Annotated in this window: 23 protein-coding genes; 7 read left to right on the top strand and 16 right to left on the bottom strand. The window is 68.2% G+C overall.

Going from position 1 to position 20,997, the window contains the following annotated elements:
- Nucleotides 1–2: 2 nt before the first annotated feature.
- The 3 genes from ACZ5Z0_RS11780 to ACZ5Z0_RS11770 form a co-directional block, all read right to left on the bottom strand.
- Nucleotides 3–899, bottom strand: a complete 897-nt coding sequence (locus ACZ5Z0_RS11780) for a carbohydrate ABC transporter permease (protein ID WP_464108592.1) — start codon at nucleotides 897–899, stop codon at nucleotides 3–5.
- Nucleotides 896–1,870: a carbohydrate ABC transporter permease gene (locus ACZ5Z0_RS11775; RefSeq protein WP_464108591.1), complete on the bottom strand. Its 975-nt coding sequence runs from the start codon at nucleotides 1,868–1,870 to the stop codon at nucleotides 896–898. The genes ACZ5Z0_RS11780 and ACZ5Z0_RS11775 overlap by 4 nt, the downstream gene beginning before the upstream one ends.
- Before the next feature lie 122 nt (nucleotides 1,871–1,992).
- A complete protein-coding gene (locus ACZ5Z0_RS11770) occupies nucleotides 1,993–3,288 on the bottom strand; it encodes an ABC transporter substrate-binding protein (RefSeq protein WP_464108590.1) in 1,296 nt (431 codons plus the stop codon).
- Between the two features lie 134 nt (nucleotides 3,289–3,422).
- On the opposite strand from ACZ5Z0_RS11770, the gene ACZ5Z0_RS11765 reads away from it, so the two are divergent.
- The gene (locus ACZ5Z0_RS11765; RefSeq protein WP_464108589.1) at nucleotides 3,423–4,160 is read left to right on the top strand and encodes a FadR/GntR family transcriptional regulator; all 738 of its coding nucleotides are present in this window, start codon (nucleotides 3,423–3,425) and stop codon (nucleotides 4,158–4,160) included.
- 46 nt (nucleotides 4,161–4,206) lie between these two features.
- Here the strand turns inward: ACZ5Z0_RS11765 and ACZ5Z0_RS11760 are convergent, their stop codons facing one another.
- Together ACZ5Z0_RS11760 and ACZ5Z0_RS11755 are read right to left on the bottom strand one after the other, a co-directional pair.
- Nucleotides 4,207–5,238, bottom strand: coding sequence for an aldo/keto reductase (locus ACZ5Z0_RS11760; RefSeq protein WP_464108588.1), 1,032 nt, complete (start codon nucleotides 5,236–5,238; stop codon nucleotides 4,207–4,209).
- Between the two features lie 11 nt (nucleotides 5,239–5,249).
- Nucleotides 5,250–6,122, bottom strand: a complete 873-nt coding sequence (locus ACZ5Z0_RS11755; protein ID WP_464108587.1) for an NAD-dependent epimerase/dehydratase family protein — start codon at nucleotides 6,120–6,122, stop codon at nucleotides 5,250–5,252.
- Nucleotides 6,123–6,272: 150 nt separating this feature from the next.
- Here ACZ5Z0_RS11755 and ACZ5Z0_RS11750 point away from each other — a divergent pair, with 150 nt between their 5' ends.
- Both ACZ5Z0_RS11750 and ACZ5Z0_RS11745 read left to right on the top strand, forming a co-directional pair.
- Nucleotides 6,273–6,737: a universal stress protein gene (locus tag ACZ5Z0_RS11750; RefSeq protein ID WP_464108586.1), complete on the top strand. Its 465-nt coding sequence runs from the start codon at nucleotides 6,273–6,275 to the stop codon at nucleotides 6,735–6,737.
- Nucleotides 6,734–7,483 (top strand): SRPBCC family protein, encoded by a 750-nt coding sequence (locus tag ACZ5Z0_RS11745; protein ID WP_464108585.1) that lies wholly within the window; start codon nucleotides 6,734–6,736, stop codon nucleotides 7,481–7,483. The genes ACZ5Z0_RS11750 and ACZ5Z0_RS11745 overlap by 4 nt, the downstream gene beginning before the upstream one ends.
- A gap of 153 nt (nucleotides 7,484–7,636) precedes the next feature.
- Here the strand turns inward: ACZ5Z0_RS11745 and ACZ5Z0_RS11740 are convergent, their stop codons facing one another.
- Nucleotides 7,637–7,855: a hypothetical protein gene (locus ACZ5Z0_RS11740; RefSeq protein WP_464108584.1), complete on the bottom strand. Its 219-nt coding sequence runs from the start codon at nucleotides 7,853–7,855 to the stop codon at nucleotides 7,637–7,639.
- Here ACZ5Z0_RS11740 and ACZ5Z0_RS11735 point away from each other — a divergent pair.
- Entirely contained in the window at nucleotides 7,854–8,267 is a 414-nt protein-coding gene (locus tag ACZ5Z0_RS11735; RefSeq protein ID WP_464108583.1) for a hypothetical protein, read from the top strand. The genes ACZ5Z0_RS11740 and ACZ5Z0_RS11735 overlap by 2 nt on opposite strands.
- 27 nt (nucleotides 8,268–8,294) lie before the next feature.
- Here ACZ5Z0_RS11735 and ACZ5Z0_RS11730 read toward each other — a convergent pair whose 3' ends face one another.
- The 3 genes from ACZ5Z0_RS11730 to mgtA all read right to left on the bottom strand — a co-directional run bounded on the left by ACZ5Z0_RS11730 (nucleotide 8,295) and on the right by mgtA (nucleotide 12,926).
- A complete protein-coding gene (locus ACZ5Z0_RS11730; RefSeq protein WP_464108582.1) occupies nucleotides 8,295–8,708 on the bottom strand; it encodes a DUF302 domain-containing protein in 414 nt (137 codons plus the stop codon).
- Between the two features lie 3 nt (nucleotides 8,709–8,711).
- Nucleotides 8,712–10,061 carry a phosphoribosyltransferase family protein gene (locus ACZ5Z0_RS11725; RefSeq protein WP_464108581.1) on the bottom strand — a complete coding sequence of 450 codons (1,350 nt, stop codon included), beginning with the start codon at nucleotides 10,059–10,061 and terminating at the stop codon, nucleotides 8,712–8,714.
- Nucleotides 10,062–10,178: 117 nt separating this feature from the next.
- Nucleotides 10,179–12,926 (bottom strand): magnesium-translocating P-type ATPase, encoded by a 2,748-nt coding sequence (mgtA, locus tag ACZ5Z0_RS11720; RefSeq protein ID WP_464108580.1) that lies wholly within the window; start codon nucleotides 12,924–12,926, stop codon nucleotides 10,179–10,181.
- Nucleotides 12,927–13,181: 255 nt separating this feature from the next.
- Here mgtA and ACZ5Z0_RS11715 point away from each other — a divergent pair, with 255 nt between their 5' ends.
- Entirely contained in the window at nucleotides 13,182–13,916 is a 735-nt protein-coding gene (locus ACZ5Z0_RS11715) for a GAF and ANTAR domain-containing protein (protein ID WP_464108579.1), read from the top strand.
- Here the strand turns inward: ACZ5Z0_RS11715 and ACZ5Z0_RS11710 are convergent.
- Nucleotides 13,913–14,635: an esterase/lipase family protein gene (locus tag ACZ5Z0_RS11710; RefSeq protein WP_464110774.1), complete on the bottom strand. Its 723-nt coding sequence runs from the start codon at nucleotides 14,633–14,635 to the stop codon at nucleotides 13,913–13,915. The genes ACZ5Z0_RS11715 and ACZ5Z0_RS11710 overlap by 4 nt on opposite strands.
- Nucleotides 14,636–14,640: 5 nt before the next feature.
- Complete coding sequence (locus tag ACZ5Z0_RS11705) at nucleotides 14,641–15,465, bottom strand: alpha/beta fold hydrolase (RefSeq protein WP_464108578.1); 825 nt, start codon at nucleotides 15,463–15,465, stop codon at nucleotides 14,641–14,643.
- Between the two features lie 205 nt (nucleotides 15,466–15,670).
- Here ACZ5Z0_RS11705 and ACZ5Z0_RS11700 point away from each other — a divergent pair, with 205 nt between their 5' ends.
- Nucleotides 15,671–15,904, top strand: coding sequence for a hypothetical protein (locus ACZ5Z0_RS11700; protein WP_464108577.1), 234 nt, complete (start codon nucleotides 15,671–15,673; stop codon nucleotides 15,902–15,904).
- 61 nt (nucleotides 15,905–15,965) lie between these two features.
- On the opposite strand, the gene ACZ5Z0_RS11695 is transcribed toward ACZ5Z0_RS11700, so the two are convergent.
- Together ACZ5Z0_RS11695 and ACZ5Z0_RS11690 are read right to left on the bottom strand one after the other, a co-directional pair.
- On the bottom strand, nucleotides 15,966–16,382 hold the full coding sequence (locus ACZ5Z0_RS11695; protein ID WP_464108576.1) for a VOC family protein: 417 nt from the start codon (nucleotides 16,380–16,382) through the stop codon (nucleotides 15,966–15,968).
- Nucleotides 16,383–16,542: 160 nt separating this feature from the next.
- Nucleotides 16,543–17,109 (bottom strand): type 1 glutamine amidotransferase domain-containing protein, encoded by a 567-nt coding sequence (locus ACZ5Z0_RS11690; protein WP_138768284.1) that lies wholly within the window; start codon nucleotides 17,107–17,109, stop codon nucleotides 16,543–16,545.
- 229 nt (nucleotides 17,110–17,338) lie between these two features.
- Here ACZ5Z0_RS11690 and ACZ5Z0_RS11685 point away from each other — a divergent pair, with 229 nt between their 5' ends.
- Nucleotides 17,339–17,590, top strand: a complete 252-nt coding sequence (locus ACZ5Z0_RS11685) for a DUF2630 family protein (RefSeq protein WP_464108575.1) — start codon at nucleotides 17,339–17,341, stop codon at nucleotides 17,588–17,590.
- Here the strand turns inward: ACZ5Z0_RS11685 and ACZ5Z0_RS11680 are convergent.
- The 3 genes from ACZ5Z0_RS11680 to ACZ5Z0_RS11670 are packed head-to-tail and all read right to left on the bottom strand — an operon-like array spanning nucleotide 17,578 to nucleotide 20,950.
- Complete coding sequence (locus tag ACZ5Z0_RS11680; RefSeq protein WP_464108574.1) at nucleotides 17,578–18,357, bottom strand: enoyl-CoA hydratase/isomerase family protein; 780 nt, start codon at nucleotides 18,355–18,357, stop codon at nucleotides 17,578–17,580. The genes ACZ5Z0_RS11685 and ACZ5Z0_RS11680 overlap by 13 nt on opposite strands.
- Nucleotides 18,357–19,631: a CaiB/BaiF CoA transferase family protein gene (locus ACZ5Z0_RS11675; RefSeq protein WP_464108573.1), complete on the bottom strand. Its 1,275-nt coding sequence runs from the start codon at nucleotides 19,629–19,631 to the stop codon at nucleotides 18,357–18,359. The genes ACZ5Z0_RS11680 and ACZ5Z0_RS11675 overlap by 1 nt, the downstream gene beginning before the upstream one ends.
- On the bottom strand, nucleotides 19,628–20,950 hold the full coding sequence (locus ACZ5Z0_RS11670) for an MFS transporter (protein WP_464108572.1): 1,323 nt from the start codon (nucleotides 20,948–20,950) through the stop codon (nucleotides 19,628–19,630). Before ACZ5Z0_RS11670 ends, ACZ5Z0_RS11675 begins: the two co-directional genes overlap by 4 nt.
- Between the last annotated feature and the right edge of the window lie 47 nt (nucleotides 20,951–20,997).

The following is a 20,997-nucleotide window of genomic DNA, read 5'->3' as shown; positions in this document are numbered from 1 at the left end:
GCCTAGCCCTTGGTCGCGCCGGCGGTGAGGCCGGAGACGATGTACTTCTGCGTGAAGAGCGCAATGATCATGATCGGGATGGTGACCACCGTGGCGGCGGCCATCAGTCCGCCCCAGTCGATGCTGGCGTAGGAGACGAAGTCGAAGATCGCCACCGGCAGCGTCTTGGTCTTGGACCCGGACAGCACCAGGGCGAACATGAAGTTGTTCCACGAGAAGATGAAGGACAGGATGCCGGCGGTGGCGATGCCGGAGACGGACAGCGGCAGCGTGATGCGCCGGAACGCGCCGATCGGGGTGAGCCCGTCCACCTGGGCGGATTCCTCCAGCTCCAGCGGCAGCGAATCGAAGTAGCTCATCATGATGTACACGATCAGCGGCAGTGCCACGAACATGTGGCTGAGGATGAGGACCTCGAAGCCGCCCACCATCTTCAGGTTGGAGAAGACGTAGTACCACGGCACCAGCAGCGAGACGCCGGGGATGACACGGGCCATCAGGACCACCAGGGCCGAGCGGTGCATGGTGAAGCGGCTCATCGCGTAGGCCGCCGGGACGCCGAGGACCAGGGACAGCGCGGTGGAGACGAACGCCACCCAGAAGCTGTTGAAGATGAAGACGAAGTAGTTGTTGCGCTGCAGCACGTTGGCGTAGTTCTCGCCGGTGGGGGTGAAGACAAAGGACTTGGCCGTGTCGTAGATGTCCACGTTGGTCTTGAAGGAGGCCAGCAGCATCCAGAACAGCGGGGCGATCAGGAACAGCACGACGGCGATCAGGGCAACAACCCGGAACACCTTGTAGGCGCGGGTGGCCAGCGGCTTGCGGCGGCGGGGGGCCTGCGCGGGCCGGGGGGCAGCCGTGGTGCTGGTGTTTTCGATGTTCGTGTTCAGGACGGTCATTTGCTTACCGCTTTCTTGCGCATGGTCAGCAGCCACATGGTGCCGATGATGATCATGAAGAACAGGATCAGCACCGCGGAGGAGAGCCCGTACTGGTTGTAATCGAAGCTCAGGCCGTAGGCGTAGACGTTGAGGGTCTCCACCTCGTGGAAGGAACCGCCGCCCTTGCCCTTGGTGGCGTAGAGGATGTCGAAGGTCTTCAGAGCGTCAATGCCGCGCAGCAGGATGGCGACGATCACGGTCGGCATCATGAGCGGCAGGGTGATGAAGAAGAAGCGCTGGAAGGCGTTCGCGCCGTCCATCCGGGCTGCCTCGTCCGGTTCCTCGGAGAGCGAGGTCAGGCCGGCGAGCAGGATCAGCACCACCATGGGGGTCCACTGCCAGATGTCCATGAAGATCGTGGTGCCCAGCGCGGTGTCCTGGCCGGAGAGCCACGGCTGCGGGGGGATACCGATCATGCCGAGGAGCTGGTTGACGAAGCCGATGTTGGGGTCGAAAATCAGCCGCCACATCATGCCGACGGCCACGGGGGTGGCAACGAGCGGCAGCAGGATGGCGACCCGCACCCATTTTTCGCCGCGGAAGGGGCGCCACAGCAGCAGGGCGATGCCCATGCCCAGAACAACTTCGCAGGCCAGCGCTACGCCGGTGAAGCTCAGTGTGCGGCCGACGGCGGGCCAGAACCGTTCGACGTCGGAGAGCACCGTCAGGTAGTTCTCGAGGCCGACGAACTCGGAGGCGGCGCGGACCGAGCCCTGCGAGTCGGTGAGGCTCAGGTAGAGCGTCCACGCGAGCGGGAAGACGATCAGCACGCCGACGAAGATCATCGCCGGTGCGGCGAAGAGCCACTTGCGGTGCCGGTTGGCCCAGGCGGAGAAGTCTTTCCGCGGGCCGGGCGTGCGGGCCGTGCGGCCGGCGCCGCGGGCCGTGTCACGGGCGGTGTCGCCGCGGGAGGTGTTCAGTACAGACATGGTTCACCTAAGGAGTTGGGGGTGAAGTTAAGAGCGTGGCTGCGGCGGGACGGCGGCTCGGCAGCCGTCCCGCCGCAGCGGTGTGCGCAGGGGGTTCGCGTCAGGCGCGTCCCGCCGCGGCGTTACTTCTTTTCGCTGTCCAGGAACTTCTGGAAGGCGTCGTTCGCCGTGTCGGCCGCGGCCGCGGCATCGGCACCGGTGATGGTCGAAACGATCGGAGCACCCACGATTTCGCGGGCCTTGCCCACGGTGACAACCTCGGGACGGTCGTGGCCGACCCCGTTCTTGGCGCTGGCAGCGATGGCCTCAGCCAGGTCCTTCGGGTAGGTGGAGGTACCGGCCGGGTCAGCCCAGACCGAGGCACGCGGACCGGGAACGCCGGCCTTCTGGGCCTGCAGGGTGCGGTCCTTGCTGGTGGCCCACTGGATGAACTTCCAGGCGTTGTCCTGGTTGCCCGAGGCCTTGTTCACGGCGAGGCCCCAGGACGGGATGTTGTACGGCTTGGAACCGGCCGGGCCGGCGGGAAGGGCCGCGAAACCGACCTTGTCGGCGACCTTGGACTTGGCCGGATCGGTGGCGTTCTTGTACAGCGAGTCGGCCTCGGTGTAGAAGGCGGCCTTGCCCTGGGTGAAAATTGCCATCGCCTCGGGCCAGCTCATGTCGGTGCTGACGTTCTTCGGGCCGTAGTTCTTGATCAGGCCGCCGTAGAAGGAGTAGGCCTTCTTCGCTGCGTCGCTGCCGACGGCGGACTTGCCGCTGCCGTCAATGAAGTCGCCGCCGAAGCTGTAGAGGAAGCTGGAGAATTGGGTGACCGCGGCGGACTTGCCGGTGCGGGCCACGAACCCGGCGGTATCCGGGGTGGCTTCGGAGATCTTCTTGGCGGCGGCCTGCAGCTCGTCCATGGTCTTGGGGACCGCGACGCCGGCTGCCTGCAGCAGGTCCTTGCGGTAGTAGAGCACCTCGCGCTCGGTGATGATCGGAACGCCGACCACCTTGCCGTCAACGGTGGAGGCCTTGACCGGGCCCTCCTGGTAGTCCTTCCAGTCCCAGCCGGCGTCCGAGGAGACCTTGGACGTCAGGTCGGCGAGGTAGCCGTTCTTCGCGAACGCCTTGCCTTCCTGGAGCGGGCGGTACATCATGACGTCGATTTCGTCGCTGCCGGCGTTGAGCTTGACGTTGTACTGGTCCGAAAGCTGGTCCTCGCCGAGCTGGGTGAGCTCGACCTTGAGGCCGGTGGCCTTTTCGAATTCCGGAATGGCTGCCTTGATGCCCTCGGTCCACACGTGGTTGGCCAGTGTGACCCGGACCGTGCCGGCGGCCTTGGCATCGCCGCTGCCGCTGCCGCCGCCACAGGCGGTCAGGCCGAGCGACAGCGCCGCGGCGACGGCCGCGTACTTCACAATTGAACGCCGCTTCATTACGACTCCCTTGTCTTCAGGGCCGGATCAAGCTCCAGCCACCCGCGGATGCATCTTTACATCTGCTCTGGAGCGATCTTAGAGAAATAAAGCAGACTTAAACAACCCCTTGCGCCCACCCGTATGATTTATTCATGCAAACCCCAAAGGCGGAGTCTCCAGCTGACCTGCACTCCGTGCTGGTCCAGACCCTGGGGCTCGCCATTGCCGAGGGGAGCCTGGCGCCGCACTCCATCCTTCGCCTGGACGAGCTGGAGGCGCAGCACAGTGTGTCCCGTTCGGTCGTGCGGGAAGCAACCCGGGTGCTCGCATCCATGGGCATGCTGGAATCCCGACGCCGGCTGGGCACCGTGGTGCAGCCGGAGGAGTCCTGGAACCTTTATGACCCGCAGGTGATCCGTTGGAGGCTGGCCTCGTCCCGGCGGGTGGACCAGTTGCGCGCCCTGAACGAACTCCGCGGCGCGATCGAGCCGCAGGCTGCCCGTCTGGCTGCCGAGCGGGCGTCCTGGGACACCGGCAGTGACCTCGTCTCGCAGGCCGCGCGGCTCTGGGCTGCGGGCCAGCGCGGCGACCAGGGCGAGTTCCTGCGGCTGGACATCGAGTTCCACGCCGCCGTCCTCCGGGCCTCCGGCAACCCGATGTTTTCCCAGCTCCACAACCTCGTCGCCGAGGTCCTGACCGGCCGGACCGAGCATGGCCTGATGCCCCATCTGCCGCAGCATGAGGCGCTCCAGCTGCACGTCGACGTCGCCAGCGCCATCCAGCGCGGCGAGATGGATGCGGCGCACGCGGCCATGCGCAGGATCGTGGAACAGTCCACCGAGGAAATCGGCGACATCTGGTCCAGCCACCACGAGCCCGAAGCCCACTAGCCCGAGCCCACCACGACGCGGGATCAGCTTCGGCTCAAGTTGGACGCTACCGGCCGCCCTCGATCTTCCGACTCCGCTGATCCTGGGCCATCGGGCCGTAGGGGTACACCCCGACGCGTGCACGGCTCACCTCACCCAGCCGCCGCAGTTCCTCCCCGGAAAGCTCCAGGTGCGCTGCCGCGAGGTTGTCCGCGAGTTGTCTGGTGCTCCGGACGCCCAGAATCACCGAGGTCACGGCCGGCTGCTCCGCCAGCCAGGCGAGCGCCACCTGGGCGGCGCTTGCGTCGTGCTGACCGGCGATGTCGTTCACGGCATCCAGGATCTCCCACGTGCGCGGATCCGCGTTCCTGGCCTCCCAGGCCTCCATGCCCCGCTTGGGGTTCTCGCCCAGCCGGGTGGCGCCCGACGGCGGCTGGTCCCGCTGGTATTTCCCGGAAAGCCAGCCCCCGCCCAGCGGCGACCAGGGCAGCAGGCCGATCCCGGCGTCGAGCGAGGCCGGCACGATCTCCGACTCGATCTCGCGGGCCAGCAGGCTGTACTGCGGCTGCAACGTCACCGGCGGGCTCCACCCGTGCGAACGGGCCACGTGCACGGCCTTCGTCAGCTGCCAGCCTAGGAAGTTCGAGAAGCCGTAGTACGCGATCTTCCCGCCGCTGACGGCGTCGTTCAGGAAGCGCAAGGTTTCTTCCAGCGGCGTTATGGGATCCCAGGCGTGCAACTGGTACAGGTCGATTTGTTCCACGCCCAGGCGGCGGAGCGAACCATCCAGTGCGCGGTTGAGGTGCCGGCGGGAGGTGCCGACGTCGTTTGGAGCCTGGCCCATCGGGAAACGGCCCTTGGTGGCGAGCACCACGCGGTCCCGCGCTTCCGGCCGCGCGGCGAGCCAGCGGCCGATGATCTCCTCGGAAGCCCCTGCCGAGTAGACATCGGCGGTGTCGATGAAGTTGCCTCCCCCCGCGAGGTAACCGTCAAGGATGTCGTGGGATTGTTCCTCGGTGGCTTCCGCTCCGAAGGTCATGGTGCCCAGCGCGTAGTTGGAAACGACGGCGCCGCTGGCGCCCAAAGTGCGGTATTCCATGGGACTCCTGATCAGTCTTCGGTGGGGGTGGTGCGCAGCGAGTGGTAGTTGCGCCAGCTGTGCTCCGGAGCGTAACCCAGGAGCCGCTTGGCCTTCTCGATCGAGAGCAGGGTCTCGTGCTCGCCGAGTTCCTTAACCACCAAGACGCTCGGGAACACCTCGGCGGCCAGCTCGCTGCTGGGGCGGCTCATCACGGTATCCGCGTTCGCGACGATGAAGGCCTCGAAGCCGGGCTTGCCGTGCTCCAGCGCCCGGGCCACCGCCTGCGCGCCGTCGCGGCCGTCGATGTAGCCCCAGAGATTCCACTTGCGCAGCCGGGCGTCGGCGTCGAAGGATGGGAACTCCTCGTAGTCCTCCGGATCCATCACGTTGGAGAAGCGCAGGCCGGTGATGCTCAGCGCCGGGTCCCAGCGGGTGAGCTGGATCGCCATCTGCTCTTCGAGGTGCTTGACCAGCGAATAGGTGCTCTCCGGCCGGGCCGGGTAGTCCTCATCCACCGGGAGGTAGGGAGGGTCGACGTCGAACGGCAGGCCCAGCACCGTCTCACTGGAGGCGTAGACGATTTTCTTGATGCCGGCGCGGCGTGCTGCCTGGAACACGTTGTAGGTGGCCTGCATGTTGTTTTCGAATGTCGCCGCGTCCGGGGCGAGGCCGGGCGCCGGGATGGCGGCCAGGTGCACGATCGCATCGAACCCGGCGTGCCGGTCATCCAGGCCCAGGATGACATCCACCACCTGCCCGTAGTCGCGCAGGTCCACCCGGGTGAATCCGGGCCCCCGCTCCCCCGTTTGATCCAGGTTGGTGACCTGGTGTCCGTCGTCGCCGAGCCTGCGGACGACGTTCCTGCCGAGCTTTCCGCTTCCTCCGGTCACTGCAATTTTCATCGGGGTCTCCTCGGTGGTCGGGTGCCTGCCATCCCTCCACCCTAGAACGGCCGGCAAGGGCGGTGCACCCCTGACGGCCGAGGGGACGCTGCGGGGCGCGGTGACCTTTGGCCCTAGGCACTGCCGGGGTGACCCGGAAAGGTGGGTGCCATGAGCGGAGATCAGCGGATTGTCGTGGGCGTGGACGGCTCCGAGTTTTCAACGACGGCGCTCCGGCTCGCCGGACGCATGGCCAGCAGCCTGAACGCCCCGCTGGAGGTCGTCACGTGCCTGGGCACCTCGGATTTCTTCCTCGCTTCCCACCTGCCGGAGGAGCGCACGCCCTCCGCCGGCGAGCTCGAGGAGACGGCGAAGCGCCTCGTGGAGCAGTCCCTGGAGCGGGCCTTCGGGGACTCCCGCCCGGAGCGGCTCACCCGGCAGGTCAAATTCGGGCCGCCAGCCAAGGTGCTGATCGATGAGAGCAAGGATGCCCAGCTGCTCGTCGTCGGCCGGCGCGGCCAGGGCGGCTTCCTCGCCCAGGTCATGGGCTCCGTCAGCGGCGCCTGCGCGGCCCACGCCCACTGCCCGGTCCTGGTGGTCGGCCAGGACGCCCGTGAAGGCCAGCCGGGCGAATGAGTGCCGGCCGCAACGGCGGGGCCGCGCCCCGCGTGCAGCCACCGGCCGGATGGAAAGGCCCGCTCGCGGCGCTCGGCGCCGCGGCGGCGGCGGCAGGCTACGTCCTCGCCGTCCGGCCGCGGCTGCTCAACTGGGGAGCGACGGCGCAGGAAGCCGCCGGCCCCCTGGCCGGCGACGAACTGGTGCCCGCGCCGCGGCTGCAAAGCACGCGCGCGGTAAGCATCGCAGCCCCGCCGTCGGCGGTGTGGCCATGGCTGGTCCAGCTCGGGGCCGGACGCGGCGGCATGTACAGCTTCGACGCCCTGGAGAATGCGGCCGGTCTCGGCATGCACAGCGCTGACCGGATCATCCCCGAGTTCCAGCAGCTCGCCGTTGGCGACGTCATTCCGCTGGCCCCCAGCGGCGGCGTTCCGGTCCGCCGGCTCGAGCCCGAAAGAGTGCTGGCCTTGGGCGGCACCATGGACCCGCGCACCGGGCAGGTGGCCGGAGAGGGCGCCGGGATTGAACGGCGCGTGGCCGGTCCCCGGCTGGAGGTTGGCTGGACGTTCGTGCTGCAGCCCCTCGGCGCCCGCAGCACCCGGTTGCTGGCGAGGACCCGGTATGACTACTCGCCTCTGGTGCTCAGCATTCCACTGCGTGTCCTGCTCGAGCCGCTGCAGTTCCTGATGGAGCGCCGGATGCTCCTGGGCATCCGCGCCCGCGTCGAGCGCCGTCGTCCCCGCAGCAGGCGCCGCCGGGGACGCTGAGGGCGGGGGCTTTGTGCCCTACGGCGGCCCGCCGGGGCGTCATAGCCTGAATGAACAGAGCGGCGCGGCCGCCCGCCGGATTCCGGGAGGCCCACGGTGAAATCGGCAAAGTCAAGCATCGTCGCGGGTATCGTCCTTATGACGGTGGGCGCGCTATTGCTGCTGGACCTGCTCGGCATCTTCAAGGTTGCCGCGTTCCTGCCGCCGCTGATCTTCGCCGCGGTGGGTCTGGTGTTCGCATCCCTGTTCGTCCGCAGCCGGGAGAACTGGTGGGCGGCCATCCCCGGTTCGGTGTTCCTTGGCCTTGCCGCGGTCATCACCGCCACGCAGCTCTCCCCCGGCGACGGCGGGCGCATACCTGTTCTTGTTCATGGCGGCCGGATTCGCCGCGGTCTACCTGCGCGAACGCGGCAACTGGTGGGCCCTGATCCCCTGCGGGGTGATGTTCACACTCGCTGTCATCGTGGCCCTTCCGCCAGGGCTGCCGGGCACCGCCGTGGCCGCCGTCCTGTTCCTGGGCCTGGCAGCCACGTTCGGCCTGCTGTCCCTGGTCCGGGTCCGGCTTTCCGACGGAATTTCCGAGCACCCGGGCCGGATGAAATGGCCGCTGATTCCAGCCGCCGTCCTCGGCGTCCTGGGCCTGATTTTCGCCCTTCAGGCCACGGCGGTGCTCATTGCCCTGGACTTCGCCGTCCCGGTCGGCATGATCCTGGGCGGGATCGCCTTGCTGGTCTACGCCTACCGCGCGCGCCGGGGCGGCCAGCACAAGGTGCACGGCGCATAGAATCCGGCAGCGAATCCAGCAGCGCTCCTAGGAGTTGCCCGCCAGCTGGGCCAGGGCTGCGCGGAGCCGGGCGCCGGCGTCGTCCGCCACCTCCCGGACCGCCGGGCTGGCGCTGAGCTGCACCATTGTCTGCGGGTCGATCGCGTCCACCGTCGTTTCGGCCGCGCCCGGACCCCGGCGGACCACCACGTTGCAAGGAAGCAGGGCTCCCAGTTCCGGCTCGGCCGCCAGGGCACGGCTCGCCAGCTGCGGGTTGCAGGCCCCCAGGATCACGTAGTCGCCCACGGCCTTCGCCGCCTCCTCGCCGAGCTTCGCCGCGAAAGTGTCGCGGACGTTGATCTCGGAAAGAATTCCGAAGCCCTGGTCCGCGAGGGCGGCACGGGTCTTCTCCACCGCCTCGGCCCAGCTGAGCTGGACGGCGGTGCTGTAGGTGTAGCTCATGGCTCACTCCTTGCGGGATGGTTCGGTCGCGGGCAGCAGGTACTTGGCGAACCAGTCCCGGGCAAGGATGGCCGCTGCGGCCAGCGTCCCGGGTTCCTCGAACAGGTGGGTGGCGCCCTGGACGACGGCCAGCTGGTTGGGGCACCGCATCATGGCCTTGGCCTTGCGGTTCAGCTCCAGCACCTCGTAGTCGAAACTTCCCACGATCAACAGCGTCGGCGCCCGGACGGCGGAGAGCCGGGGACCGGCCAGGTCGGGACGTCCGCCGCGGGATACGACGGCGGAGATCCTGGCGGAGGGTTCGGACGCGGACCACAGCGCCGCGCCCGCGCCGGTGCTCGCGCCGAAGTAGCCGATGGCGCTGGACGCGGTGTCATCGCGCGTGGCCAGCCAGTCGGTGGCCGAGGACAGCCTGCGGGCGAGCAGCTCGATGTCGAAGACGTTCGCCCGGTTGCGCTCCTCCGCCGGTGTGAGCAGGTCCAGCAGCAGGGTGCCGAGGCCTGCGCGCTGGAGCACGCTGGCCACGAAGCGGTTCCGCGGGCTGTGCCGGCTGCTGCCGCTACCGTGGGCGAAAACCACCACGGCGCGGGCCGGCACCGGCAGGTGAAGCTGCCCCTGCAGCCGGACTCCCCGGGAGGGGATCTCCACCTCTTCGTCGAATTCCGCGAGGTCCGCGGTGGCCGTCGGCGTTCCCCCCGTTGGCGGCGAATCCTTCAGCCGCCGGGCGGCGGCGTCGAGCAGCTGGATCACCTCGTCATCCTCGGTGGGCGAGAAGTCGCGGTAGTGATAGCCGACGGCGGAGAACTGCCGGGGTGTGGCAAGGCAGACCACTTCGTCGGGTTCGCTCAGGGCCGCGAGCGTGTCGGCCGGAGCAACGGGCACGGCCAGGATCACCCGCGCGGCGCCCAGTTTCCGGGCAATGCGGCAGGCGACCCGGGCGGTGGAGCCGGTGGCGATCCCGTCGTCGACGATCACTGCAATGCGCCCGGTGAGGTCCTGGCGGGTGCGGCCTTTCCGGAACTGCGCGACACGGTTTTCAAGCACGGCCCGCTCGCGGTCTTCGACGGCCTGCAGTTCCGCATCGCTGACGCGGGCCTGCGCCAACACGTGCTCCTCTAGGACCCGGGCACCGCCCTCGCCGGTCGCCCCCATGGCGAGCTCTGGCTGGTAGGGCAGCCCGAGCTTCCGAACCACGATCACGTCCAAGGGTGCGTCCAGCGCCGCGGCAACTTCGAACGCGACCGGAACCCCGCCGCGCGGTAGGCCCAGCACCACGATGTCCTTGCCACGAAGGTCCGCCAGACGCCGCCCCAGCTGCCGCCCGGCATCAACCCTGTCTTCAAAAATGCTCATTGTATTGGCTTTCCAGTCGGGCGCCGGCCGACGGGCCCATCCAGTGATGCGCTCCGCGGGCTGGGCATCGGAGCAGGCTGGGCATCGGAGCAGCTTGGCGCTTTCTCCCACTATCCGTCAGGAGTTCCGGGGATGTGAGGGCCCTTGTACCCGGTTTCGCTTGCCCCGGCCCGGCCGGCCCCGGCGGGGCGCCAACGGTGCCCGGCGGGCGTGCGCCGTCGCGGCGTTCGTCGTGCTGAAGCGTGCCGCGCGCCGGGCCACGTGGTGGTCCTTACCCCGCCGCCGGACCCGCGGCAGCACCGGCGCCGTGGGCTGCTGGGCGGCACGGGAGAAGAACCACTGCTTGGCAATCTCCACCAGCACCAGGTACACCACGGTCATGCCCAGCAGAGCCAGGAAGAAGGGCACCGGCAACGGATCGAAGCCCAGCACACCGGCGAGCGGGGACAGCGGCAGGAACACGCCCAGGGCCACCACGCCGAGCGAGGCGCACAGCAGTCCGAGCGAGGGGCGGCTGCGGAGGAAGGGGACCCGGCGGGTCCGGATCGCGAAGATGATCAGCGTCTGCGTGGCGATCGACTCGATGAACCAGCCAGCCCGGAACTCCCCCGGGACAGCGTCGAAGACGAACAGCATCAGGGCGAAGGTCGCGAAGTCGAAGACCGAGCTGATGGGGCCAAAGAGGAACATGAAGCGCCGGATGAAGGAGATGTTCCAGTGGGCCGGGGCCAGCAACTGTTCCTTGTCCACCCGGTCACCGGGGATGGCCAGCTGGCCCGTGTCGTAGAGCAGGTTGTTGAGCAGGATCTGTCCCGGCAGCATCGGCAGGAAGCTGAGCACCACCGACGCCGTCGCCGCGCTGAACATGTTGCCGAAATTGCTGGAGGTGCCCATCAACACGTACTTGATGGTGTTGGCGAAGATCCGCCGACCCTCCATAACGCCGTCGGCCAGCACCCCGAGGTCCTTGTCCAGCAGCACGACGTCGGCGGCGTCCTTGGCGACGTCGGTGGCGCTGTCCACGGAGATGCCGATGTCGGCCTGGTGCAGCGCGAGCGCGTCGTTGACGCCGTCGCCCATGAACCCGACGGCGCCGCCGCTCTGGCGCAGCAGCCGGATGATCCGGGCCTTCTGCTCCGGGGAGACGCGGGCGAAGATGCTGGCCTCGCGGGCGGCGGCGCTCAGTTCCGGGTCGGACATGGCCTCCGCCTCAGCCCCGGCGATGGTCCCGCCGGAGAGCACGCCGAGTTCGTCGCAGACCCGCTCGGCGACCTTGGCGTTGTCCCCGGTGGCAATCTTGACCGTGATGCCCAGCGCTTCCAGCCGGTCCAGGGACTCCCGCGCGTTGGCCTTGGGCTTGTCGAGGAAGACCAGGAAACCGGCCAGTTCCAGGTCCTTCTCGTCCGCCGGCGACATGTCCTCCATTCCGGCCGCGTCCCGGGTCGCCACCGCCACCACTCGGGAGCCCGCGTCGAACTGTTCGTCCAGCAGGGCCTGCACCGCCGCCGGCGTGGCGCCGCACAGCGCCAGCACGTCCTCCGGCGAGCCTTTGGTGATGATCCGGGCCGGGGCGCCGTCGTCGCGGACCAGGACACTGGTCCGCCGGCGCTGGTGGTCGAAATCGATCACGTCAAGCCGTTCGAAGCGTGCGGGCTCGAAGGCCGCGGCGTCCGGGGACTCCCAGAGCGCGGCGTCCAGCGGGTTCTGCCCGATCACCGACCGCTTAGCCTCGGTGTAATCGGCCTCGGTGGCGAGCAGCCCCAGCGTGAACAGCTGGTCCGCGGACACACCGCCGTCCACCGGCAGGGCGGCGGTGAAGCTGATCCGGCCCTCCGTCAGGGTCCCGGTTTTGTCCGTGACCAGGATGTCCATGTCGCCGAGGTCCTCGATGCAGACCAGCCGTTTGACCAGCACCTTGCGTTTGGCCAGCTGCCGGGTGCCCGTGGCGAGGCTGGTGCTGACCACGGCGGGCAGCAGCTGCGGGGTGATCCCCACGGCGATCGCCAGGGAGAACAGCAGCGATTCGATCAGCGGGCGCTGGAGCAGCAGGTTCGCGACGAAGATGAGCGAGGTCAATCCGATGGCCACCTGCAGCAGCAGGAAGGAGAAGCGCTTGAGCCCGAGCTGGAATTCGGTCTGCGGCTGACGCTCGCCCAGGCCGAGCGCGATTCGGCCGAATTCCGCCCGGCCGCCGGTCGCCACCACCACCCCGGTGCAACTGCCAGCCTGGATCACGGTTCCCATGAACAGGCAGGATGTCAGGTCGCCCAGCGCTGCGCCGCCGGCCACCGGGGCCGGATCCTTGGCGACCGGCAGCGACTCCCCGGTCAGGATGCTTTCGTCGCAGAGCAGGTCCTTGACGGTCAGCAGCCGCAGGTCGGCCGGGATGATGGCGCCGAGTCCCAGCTGCACGACGTCGCCGGGCACCAGGGCGGTTACGTTCACCTCGCTGGCGGTCCCGTCACGGAGCACGACGGCGGTGTGCGTGACACGCGAATGCAGCGCCTCGGCGGCCCGCTCGGCCCGGAACTCGTTGCTGAATCCCAAGCCCACACTCACGAGCAGGATCACGCCGATCACGATCGAGTTGGTGGCGTCCCCCAGGAACAGCGAGAGCCCGGCGGTGATGAGCAGCAGGATCAGGATAGGGCTGCGAAACTGCCGGCCCAGCACCGACCAGCCGCTTGCCTCGTGGGTACGGACCGCGTTGGGCCCCAGTGTGGCGAGCCGCTCCTCGGCTTCCGTCTGGGACAGCCCGCCCGCGGACGAACCCACCCGGGCAAGCACCGTGGCCGCCTCGGTGCGGGCGGCATCGGCGATGGTCAGGGGCGGGGAGGCAGACTCCCTGGTGTCGAGCTGTGGCATACAGATTCCGTCCGGTACCTCAAGGTACCGCTAACACTACGTCGGCGGCCCCCGGGAGTCATTTGTGCGGGTGAAGTGCAGATGAAACGGCGGCAGAGTCCTGTATATAATCTCTTTTTGGTACGGTTTAGCAGAAGGCCGTTGGATAGTTCTTCGATCCGGCTTCGCTGCCGCTACCACCGCCCTCCTTCCCTGCTGTGGTGCGTCGCGCCTGGCCGGTTCGATTCGATTCGAGCGAAACGGCATCAAGGAATAGTGGTAAGCGAGTCAACCGCAACATCAATCAACCAGCACCTGCATCAGCTGGTGTTGAACAGCGCCGACGTAGAGGAATTCCTCGGCGAGTTAGCCAGGGTTTCGGCGCGCAGCCTGTCCGAGCCCGGCGACGAGGTCCTGTGTGGGATCACGCTGCTCCGGCAGCGGAAGGCAGCCACCGTGGCCAGCAGCAGCGCAGCGGCGCAGGCCATGGACGAGATACAGTACGGCTTCAGCGACGGCCCCTGCGTGACGGCGTCCCGGGAACAGGTCACGGTGCACATTGCCGATCTGGACGGTGATTCGCGGTGGCCGCAGTGCGCTGCCAGGGTGCGGGAACACGGCATGCGCTCCATCCTCGCCGTCCCCTTCCTGCTCGACGGCGAAACCCGGGCCGCACTCAATCTGTATTCGCACCGGCCGCACCGCTTCGACGAACGGGCACAGCAGCTGGCCAGCATCTTTGTGAGCCAGACGACCATGGCACTCGGGCTGGCCGTGCGGTTCGCGCACTTCAGCGAGACGGCGGTCAACTTGAAGGCAACACTGGAAACCCGCACCGCGATCGACGTCGCGATTGGCATCATCATGGCGCAGAACCGCTGCAGCCAGGCCGAGGCGTTCGAGCTGCTCAAGACGGCCTCCAGCACCCGCAACGTCAAGCTGCACACCGTCGCCGCGGCGATCGTGGATGCCTTGGGCCAGGGTCCGGCGCGGACCCACTTCGAGGACTAGCTTTCCGGGCCGGCCTTGGGGGCGGCGGGCGGCAGGGGTGCGGGCGGCACGTGTTCTGGCGCGGCCGCTTCCGCCAGGACGGTGCTGATGGTGTCCCGATGGGCGAGAATCCGGAAGTGGCCGCCCGTGTCCAGCGGCACGTTTCGCGCGCCGGGGAGCACACTGCCCTCCGGGATGTGCGGGTCGAAGAGCCCGTAGACGGAGGTAATCCGCTCGTTGACCCGTTGTTCGCGGGAGAGCTGGACGGTGACCGCACTACGCGGCGACAGGGCCCGCAGGCTCGGCAGGAGCATGTAGCCCGCGTACCGGGAACCCGAGAACGGGGATCCAACCGCGACCATGCGGCTGATCCGCCGCTCCGGGTCCAGCGACATCATCGCGTATTTGCCGATCAGTCCGCCCTTGCTGTGCGCGACAATCAGGGTGTCCCGCAGGTCCCGTGCGCGGAGGTAGTCGGCAATCAGGGCCGCCGCTTTCGGGACGGCGAGCCGGTTGCGTTCCAGCACCGTGACGACGTGCACGGGGTGCCCGGCCGCGTGCAGTTCCCGGATCAGCGGCAGCATAAAGCGCCAGTCTTCGAAGATGCCGGGGATGACGACGACCGGCCGGCCGGCACCGCTGAGGAACTCGTCGGGGCTCACCCGGGACACCGCGCTGCGCAGTTGCCGGCCGACGGCGTAGGCGTAGTCGCGGGCCCACCAGCCGGCGATCTGGAACACCGTGCTCAATCGGTGGACCCGCGGGCTGCTCCGCTTCCGCCGGCCGGGGAGCCGGCGAAGGCGAGGATTGAGTCGGCGACCTGCACGGCACGGTTGTGCTGGACCACGTGTCCGGTCCCCTCGATTTCCAGGAACGTTGCGGAGGCTGCGCGGGCGGCCAGCCGAAGGCACCAGTCCGTCGGCGCAACGGGGTCGTTTTCGCCCCGCAGCACGAGAACGGGCGCGGCGACGCCGCCGATTTTCTCCTCGATGGGGTAGTCCATCATGACGCGCAGGTTCTTGAGGTACCAGCTCGGCCCGCAGCGGAGATAGTCGGTGAAGACCAGGGCGTTGGAGGACGGGCTCTCGTAGAACAGGCAGTCACGGCCCAGCGCCAGGGCCTGCTGCGCCACGGTGCGCCGCCGGTCGTTGACCACCGGGCCCATCAGTACCAAATGCGGGATCCGCGAGGGCTGCTGCCGCGCCGCTTCCACCGCGAACTGGGTGCCCATTGAGTGGCCGACGATAACGAACTCCAGCACGCCAAGCTGTTCGAGGGCGCCGAGGATGTAGGTGGCCTGCTCCGCCACGCTGAGGGTGTGCTCCGGCCTGGGGGTGGCGCCGAAGCCCGGCAGGTCGATCGAGAACGTGTCCACCGATTCGGCCAGCAGTCCGTGCAGCCGCTGCAGGTAACGGTGCGAGGCGCCGATCCCGTGGATCAGGACGACGGCGGGTGCCGCCGTCGTGCCGCCCGGCCGTCGGGAGGCGAAGACGTGGCCCAGGTGTCCTGCGGCCTCGACCTCGATGCGCACGGGCCTGCTCATGGTGGTCTCGTTTCTGTTCAGCGCCACTGGTCAGCGTCTAGTAAGCATACTGACAACCCAGGGTTCCGTTTCGACGGTTCCCCGCCGCCGCGACGCGTCGCAGCGGCGTGTGCGCAGGGAACCGTCGAACCGGCGACGCCGAATGGTCCGCCTGTACGCCGGCGCGGCGCCCCCTGTACCTTGGGTGGAAGATCCGGGGCGGACGTCCCGCTGGCCAGCATCGGAGGAACGCATGAGCAACGAACCGACCGAACCCGAAGACATCGTGATCGACGGGGTGGCGGAAGACGGGAAGCCAATTCCCCGCGACGGCGGCAGCGCCGGAAGCGCGGCGTCGGCGTCGGACGCCACGGAGGGCCACGCCCCCGGCGAAGGCGACGCGCACAAGGTGCCCGGGCCGGCCGAGGAACAGGACGAGAAGACGGCGGACGACCGCGGCCTCACCACCGACACCAGCCCCGACTAGTCCACCGGCGCGGCACAGGCCGGGCACCCTCACCTGGGGGCGCCCGGCCTGTGGAGAATTGTTAGCCGGCAGCGGCGGGGGCGATGTTTACGAGCCAGTCCACCCCGAACTTGTCCTTGCACATGCCGAAGGTGTCGCCCCACGGGGCCTTCGCCAGGGGCACGCTCACAGTGCCGCCCTCGGACAGTTTGTCCCAGTAGCCGCGGAGCTCGGCCTCGTCCGTGCCGCTGAGGGACACCGAGAAGTTGTTGCCGGGGGTGTAGTCCATGCTGTTGGGGGTGTCGGCGCCCATCAGCACCAGCCCCTTTTCGCCAGTCAACATGGCGTGCATGATCTTGTCCTGCTCGGCCGGGTCCTCACTCGCGTGGAACTCGGCGAAGGTGCTCATGTTCAGCTCCCCGCCGAACACGGACTGATAGAAGGTCATGGCATCCTTCGCGTTGTCGCGGAAGCCAAGGTAGGGGTTGAGCGTGGTCATATCCGGGACTCCTTGATGGCTGGTGACGGCGGCGGAGCAGGCGGACGGTAGCCACCGCTCCGGCGCGGCTTACAGGGCATATCCTGCCCGAAATCGGGCACACTTCATAGGCCCTGCCGGGCCTCGGTGCCGCCTGGCGGCGCCGGGCTGTGACGCCCGACTAGGCCGTCTGGCCGGCGTGCTCGCCCTCGGCGATTTCTTCCAGCAGCTTGCTGTTGAATGCCGGCAGGTCGTCCGGGTTCCGGCTGGTCACGAGCCCCTGGTCCACGACCACTTCCTCGTCGGTCCAGTGGGCGCCGGCGTTCTTCAGGTCGGTCTGGAGCGTGTGGTAGGAGGTCAGGTTCCGTCCGCTGACGACGCCGGCGTCGATCAGCAGCCAGGGGCCGTGGCAGATCGAGGCCACCGGTTTGTGCTGTTCGAAGAAACCGCGGACGAAGTTCTGGGCTCCCTTGTGGACCCGGAGATGGTCAGCGTTCACGACGCCGCCCGGAATCACCAGGGCGTGGAAGTCTGAGGCGCTGGCCTGGTCCACCGTGAGGTCGACGTCGAACGTCTCGCCCTTTTCGGTGCCGTCGTAGCCCTGCAGCTTTCCGCTCTTGGGAGCTACGAGGGTGGGTTCGCCGCCGGCATCCTTGACCGCATTCCATGGGCTGGTCAGCTCGACCTGCTCGACGCCGTCCGTCAGCAGAAATGCGACCTTCTTGCCTGCAATGGTGTGCTCCGACATGTGTCCTCCTCTAGCCAGCGCGAGGGGCCGTCGGCTGTCCGGCCGAACATGTCCCACTCGGAGAGATTGGTGCCTTACAGACTCAACTCTAAAAAGCCGAAAAATAATAAGCAAGCTGACAATCTTCCGGGATGGCGCCATGCCACCCCTCACCCTCTGGTCAGCGAGAAGGACCGTGATTACGCTGGCGGGTACCACAGTGCTTCAGGAATGCAGGAAGTAGGCCACCATGGACGAACGGGACATCCTCCAGCGCATCACCTCGCTGGTGGAAGAGGAACGAGAGCTCCGCGAACGGGCAGAGTCCGCAAGCGCCGACCATGACCACGTCCCCGACCGGCTCCGGCTCCGGCAGCTTGAGGAGGACCTCGATCAGTGCTGGGACCTGCTGCGGCAACGGCGTGCGAAGAGGCAATACGGCGAGAATCCGGACGATGCGGAGGCTCGGCCTGTCACGCAGGTGGAGGGCTACAACGGCTGAGCCGGGTGGCTCTTGCGGTGCAGGAACGCCCCGACCCGCCAGCCAAACTCGGCCGGGTCCGTCGCCGGGCCCACGGGCAAGTCGCGGGCGGGCTGGGACAGCGGTCCGAGGCCGGTGTCGACCGCGGCTTTGGCGGCCCGGAGCGAGGCCGTCGAGAGCCGCTCCCAGAGCGCGAGCAACTCAGCAAGCTCAGCCTCGGTCTTGTGGTCCGCCACGCATGAGCTGACCAGGCCCATGGCGTGTGCTTCGGGCGCCCGCAGCAGCGTGCCCCGGTAGAACAGGTCCTTGGTGCGGGACGGCCCGATCCGCAGGCTGATCCTGTTCGCAAATGACGGCGGGACCAGGATTCCGAGGCGGGCGATCGGCATGCCGATCCGGGCCGACTCGGCCATCAGCTGCAGGTCGCAGGCCAAGGCCAACTGGCAGCCCGCCCCGGTCGCGGCACCCTCGACGAGGGCCACAGTCGGCATCGGCAGGGCCTCGACCGCCTGCAGGGCCCACTCGATCGTGGCGAAGATCTCCTGCACGTCCTCTGCGGCGGAGTGTTCCCATTCCCGCAGGTCCGAGCCCGAGCAGAAGGTGCCGCCGCGGCCACGGATAACGACGGCGCGCACCTCCTGTGCGGCCAAGGAACGGGCGGCTTCCCCGAGTGAGCGCCATTCGGCCGCCCCCATCGCGTTGAAGCGCTCCCCGCTTCCCAGCGTGATGGTGGCCACCTGCCCCGAGTATTCGAGGGACACGGCTTCCATGGTCTGCTGCCCCGCCATCACTGGACCGCACCCGTGCGCCGGAGCCCGGCGATCGAAGGCTCATCCAGGCCAAGACTGGCCAGGACTTCGTCGGTGTGCTGGCCCAGCAGCGGTGGCGCCGTGCGCACGGACGCCGGGGTGCGTGTGAGGCGCACCGGGCAGCCCACCACCTTCATAGGCCCCGCTGTGGGGTGGTTCAGTTCGGCCACCATGCCCCGGGCCCGGACCTGCGGGTCGGCCAGGGCCTGGTCTACGGTCTGGATCGGCCCCACGGGCACCCCGGCGTCGTCCAGGATCCGCACCCAGTCCTCGGCGCTGCGCGTGCACAGGACCGCCTCAATCCGGGGAATCAGGGTGTCCCGGTGCGCTACCCGGGAGGGGTTGGTGGCGTAGTCCGGGTCGGCTGCGAGACCCTCGTCGCCGAGCGCAGCGGCGAAGCGCCGCCACAGCCCGTCGTTGCCGACAGCGACCATGACGAAGCCGTCCGAGGTGGGGAACGCCTGGTACGGGGCGATCGTCGGATGGGCCGAACCGTAGCGTTTGGGGACCTCGCCGCTGGCGAAGTATCCGCTGGAGACGTAGGTCAGCCAGGAGACGGATCCGTCAAGCAGGCTGATGTCCACCCACTGTCCGTTCCCCGTGCGCTGCTTCTCGTGCAGCGCGGCAAGCACACCGATGGTCGCCCACATTCCGGCGACGAGGTCGGCACTGCTGACCCCTACCCGCACCGGCGGCCCGTCTGCCTCCCCGGTGACGCTCATGATGCCGCTGCGCGCCTGGGCGATCGCGTCATACCCCGGCCGGAGGGCGTCCGGCCCCGTCTGGCCGTAGCCGCTGATCGAGGCGTAGACCAGTCCGGGGTTGTCCCGCGAGAGCTCTTCGTACCCAAGACCGAGCCTCGCCGCCGTGCCGGGCCGGAAGTTCTCGACCAGCACATCCGCCTTCTGGGCCAGGCGCCTGACCGCGGCCAGGCCCTCGGGTGACTTGAGGTCGACCGCGAGGCTGCGCTTGTTACGGTTCACGGAGAGGAAATAGGCCGCTTCCTCGCCTTGGAACGGCGGCCCCCACTGCCGCGTGTCGTCTCCTTGTCCGGGCTGTTCGATCTTGATGACGTCGGCCCCGAGGTCCGCCAGGGTCATGGTGGCGAAGGGGCCGGAGAGGATCCGGCTTAGGTCGAGGACCAGCAGGTCCTTGAGCGGTCCGGCCAGGGCCGGGTCCGCCGGCTGCGGCGCCGCCAGGGGGTCGGCGCCTGCCGTTTGGTCCGGGGCGATGCCCGCATGCGTCAGGCTCATACAGTTGCTTCCGTCTTGATCTCAGGGCTTTCTTCGAAGCGGTGGGCAGCCTTCGGCAGGAAGATCAGGGCCAGCATGGCGATGGCGCAGCAGGCGATGATGTACAGCGCGATCGCGGTCGAATTGCCGTACTGGGCCAGCAGCGCGGCGGCGATCAGCGGAGCGGGGCCGCCGGCCACGACGCTGGCCAGCTGGTACCCCAGGCCGGCGCCGGTGTAACGGATGTCCGCGTCGAAACTCTCCGCGATGAGCGCCGCCTGCGGTCCGTACTGGATGTCGTGCAGGATCAGGCTCACGACGATCGCCACACCCACGATGAAGGGCTCGCGGGTGTCCAGCATCGCGAAGTACGGGAACGCGAAGAGGGCCGTCAGCACGATGCCCACGCCGTACACCTTGCGCCGGCCGAACTTGTCAGAGAGCCAGCCGAAGAGCGGCACGCTCACCAGGCCCAGGGCAGCCGCGATCAACGTGTCGTCCAGGATCGAGTTGCTGTTCAGCTGCAGGTGCTTGACGGCGTAGGTGATCACGAAGGTGATGAAGAGGTAGAAGGGCGCCTGCTCGGACATGCGGACCAGCGCAGAGAGCAGGATTTCCTTGGGCTGGCGCTTGATGACCTCGATCAGGGGGTTCCGGACAATCTTGTTGGACTTGCGGACTGCCTCGAACTCGGGGCTCTCGATCACACGCAGGCGGACGAAGAGGCCCACTCCGATCAGCAGGATGCTGATGATGAACGGGATACGCCAGCCGAAGGAGGCAAAGCCTTCCGTGCCCGTGATTCCGGAGGTGATGCGGACAACGCCGGTCGAGAGGACCAGGCCGAGCGGCACGCCGATTTGCGGCCAGCTGGCGGAGAAACCGCGGCGTCCCTTGTGGCCCCACTCCATGCTCAGCAGCACGGATCCGCCCCACTCGCCGCCGACGCCGATGCCCTGGATGATCCGGAGCAGCGTCAGCAGGATCGGGGCCGCGACGCCGATTGCCTGGTATGTGGGCAGGAAGCCGATCAGCACGGTTCCGAAGGCCATCAGGAACAGGGTGACCATCAGCGTGGTCTTGCGGCCGATTCGGTCGCCATAATGGCCGAAGATGGCCGCGCCGACTGGCCGGGCCACGAAGCCCACGAACTGCGTTCCGAAGGCGAAGAGAACACCGGCGAAGGCGTTCTGGCCGGGGAAGAACAGCTGCGGGAACACCAGGGCGGCCGCCGTGCCGTAGAGGAAGAAGTCGTACCACTCAATGGTGGTGCCTACGACGCTGGCAACGGTCGCGCGGCGTGCCGCCTGCTCCCGGGTCACTGCTTGGGTTGTCATCATCACTCCGTTGTATTGATGTGGAGGGCTCGCGCCCGTATGGATGGCGC

The sequence above is a fragment of the Arthrobacter sp. T2-23 genome (genome assembly GCF_055398325.1).
Note: the sequence above shows the minus strand (reverse complement) of the source record. Positions and strands in the feature narration are given on the sequence as shown.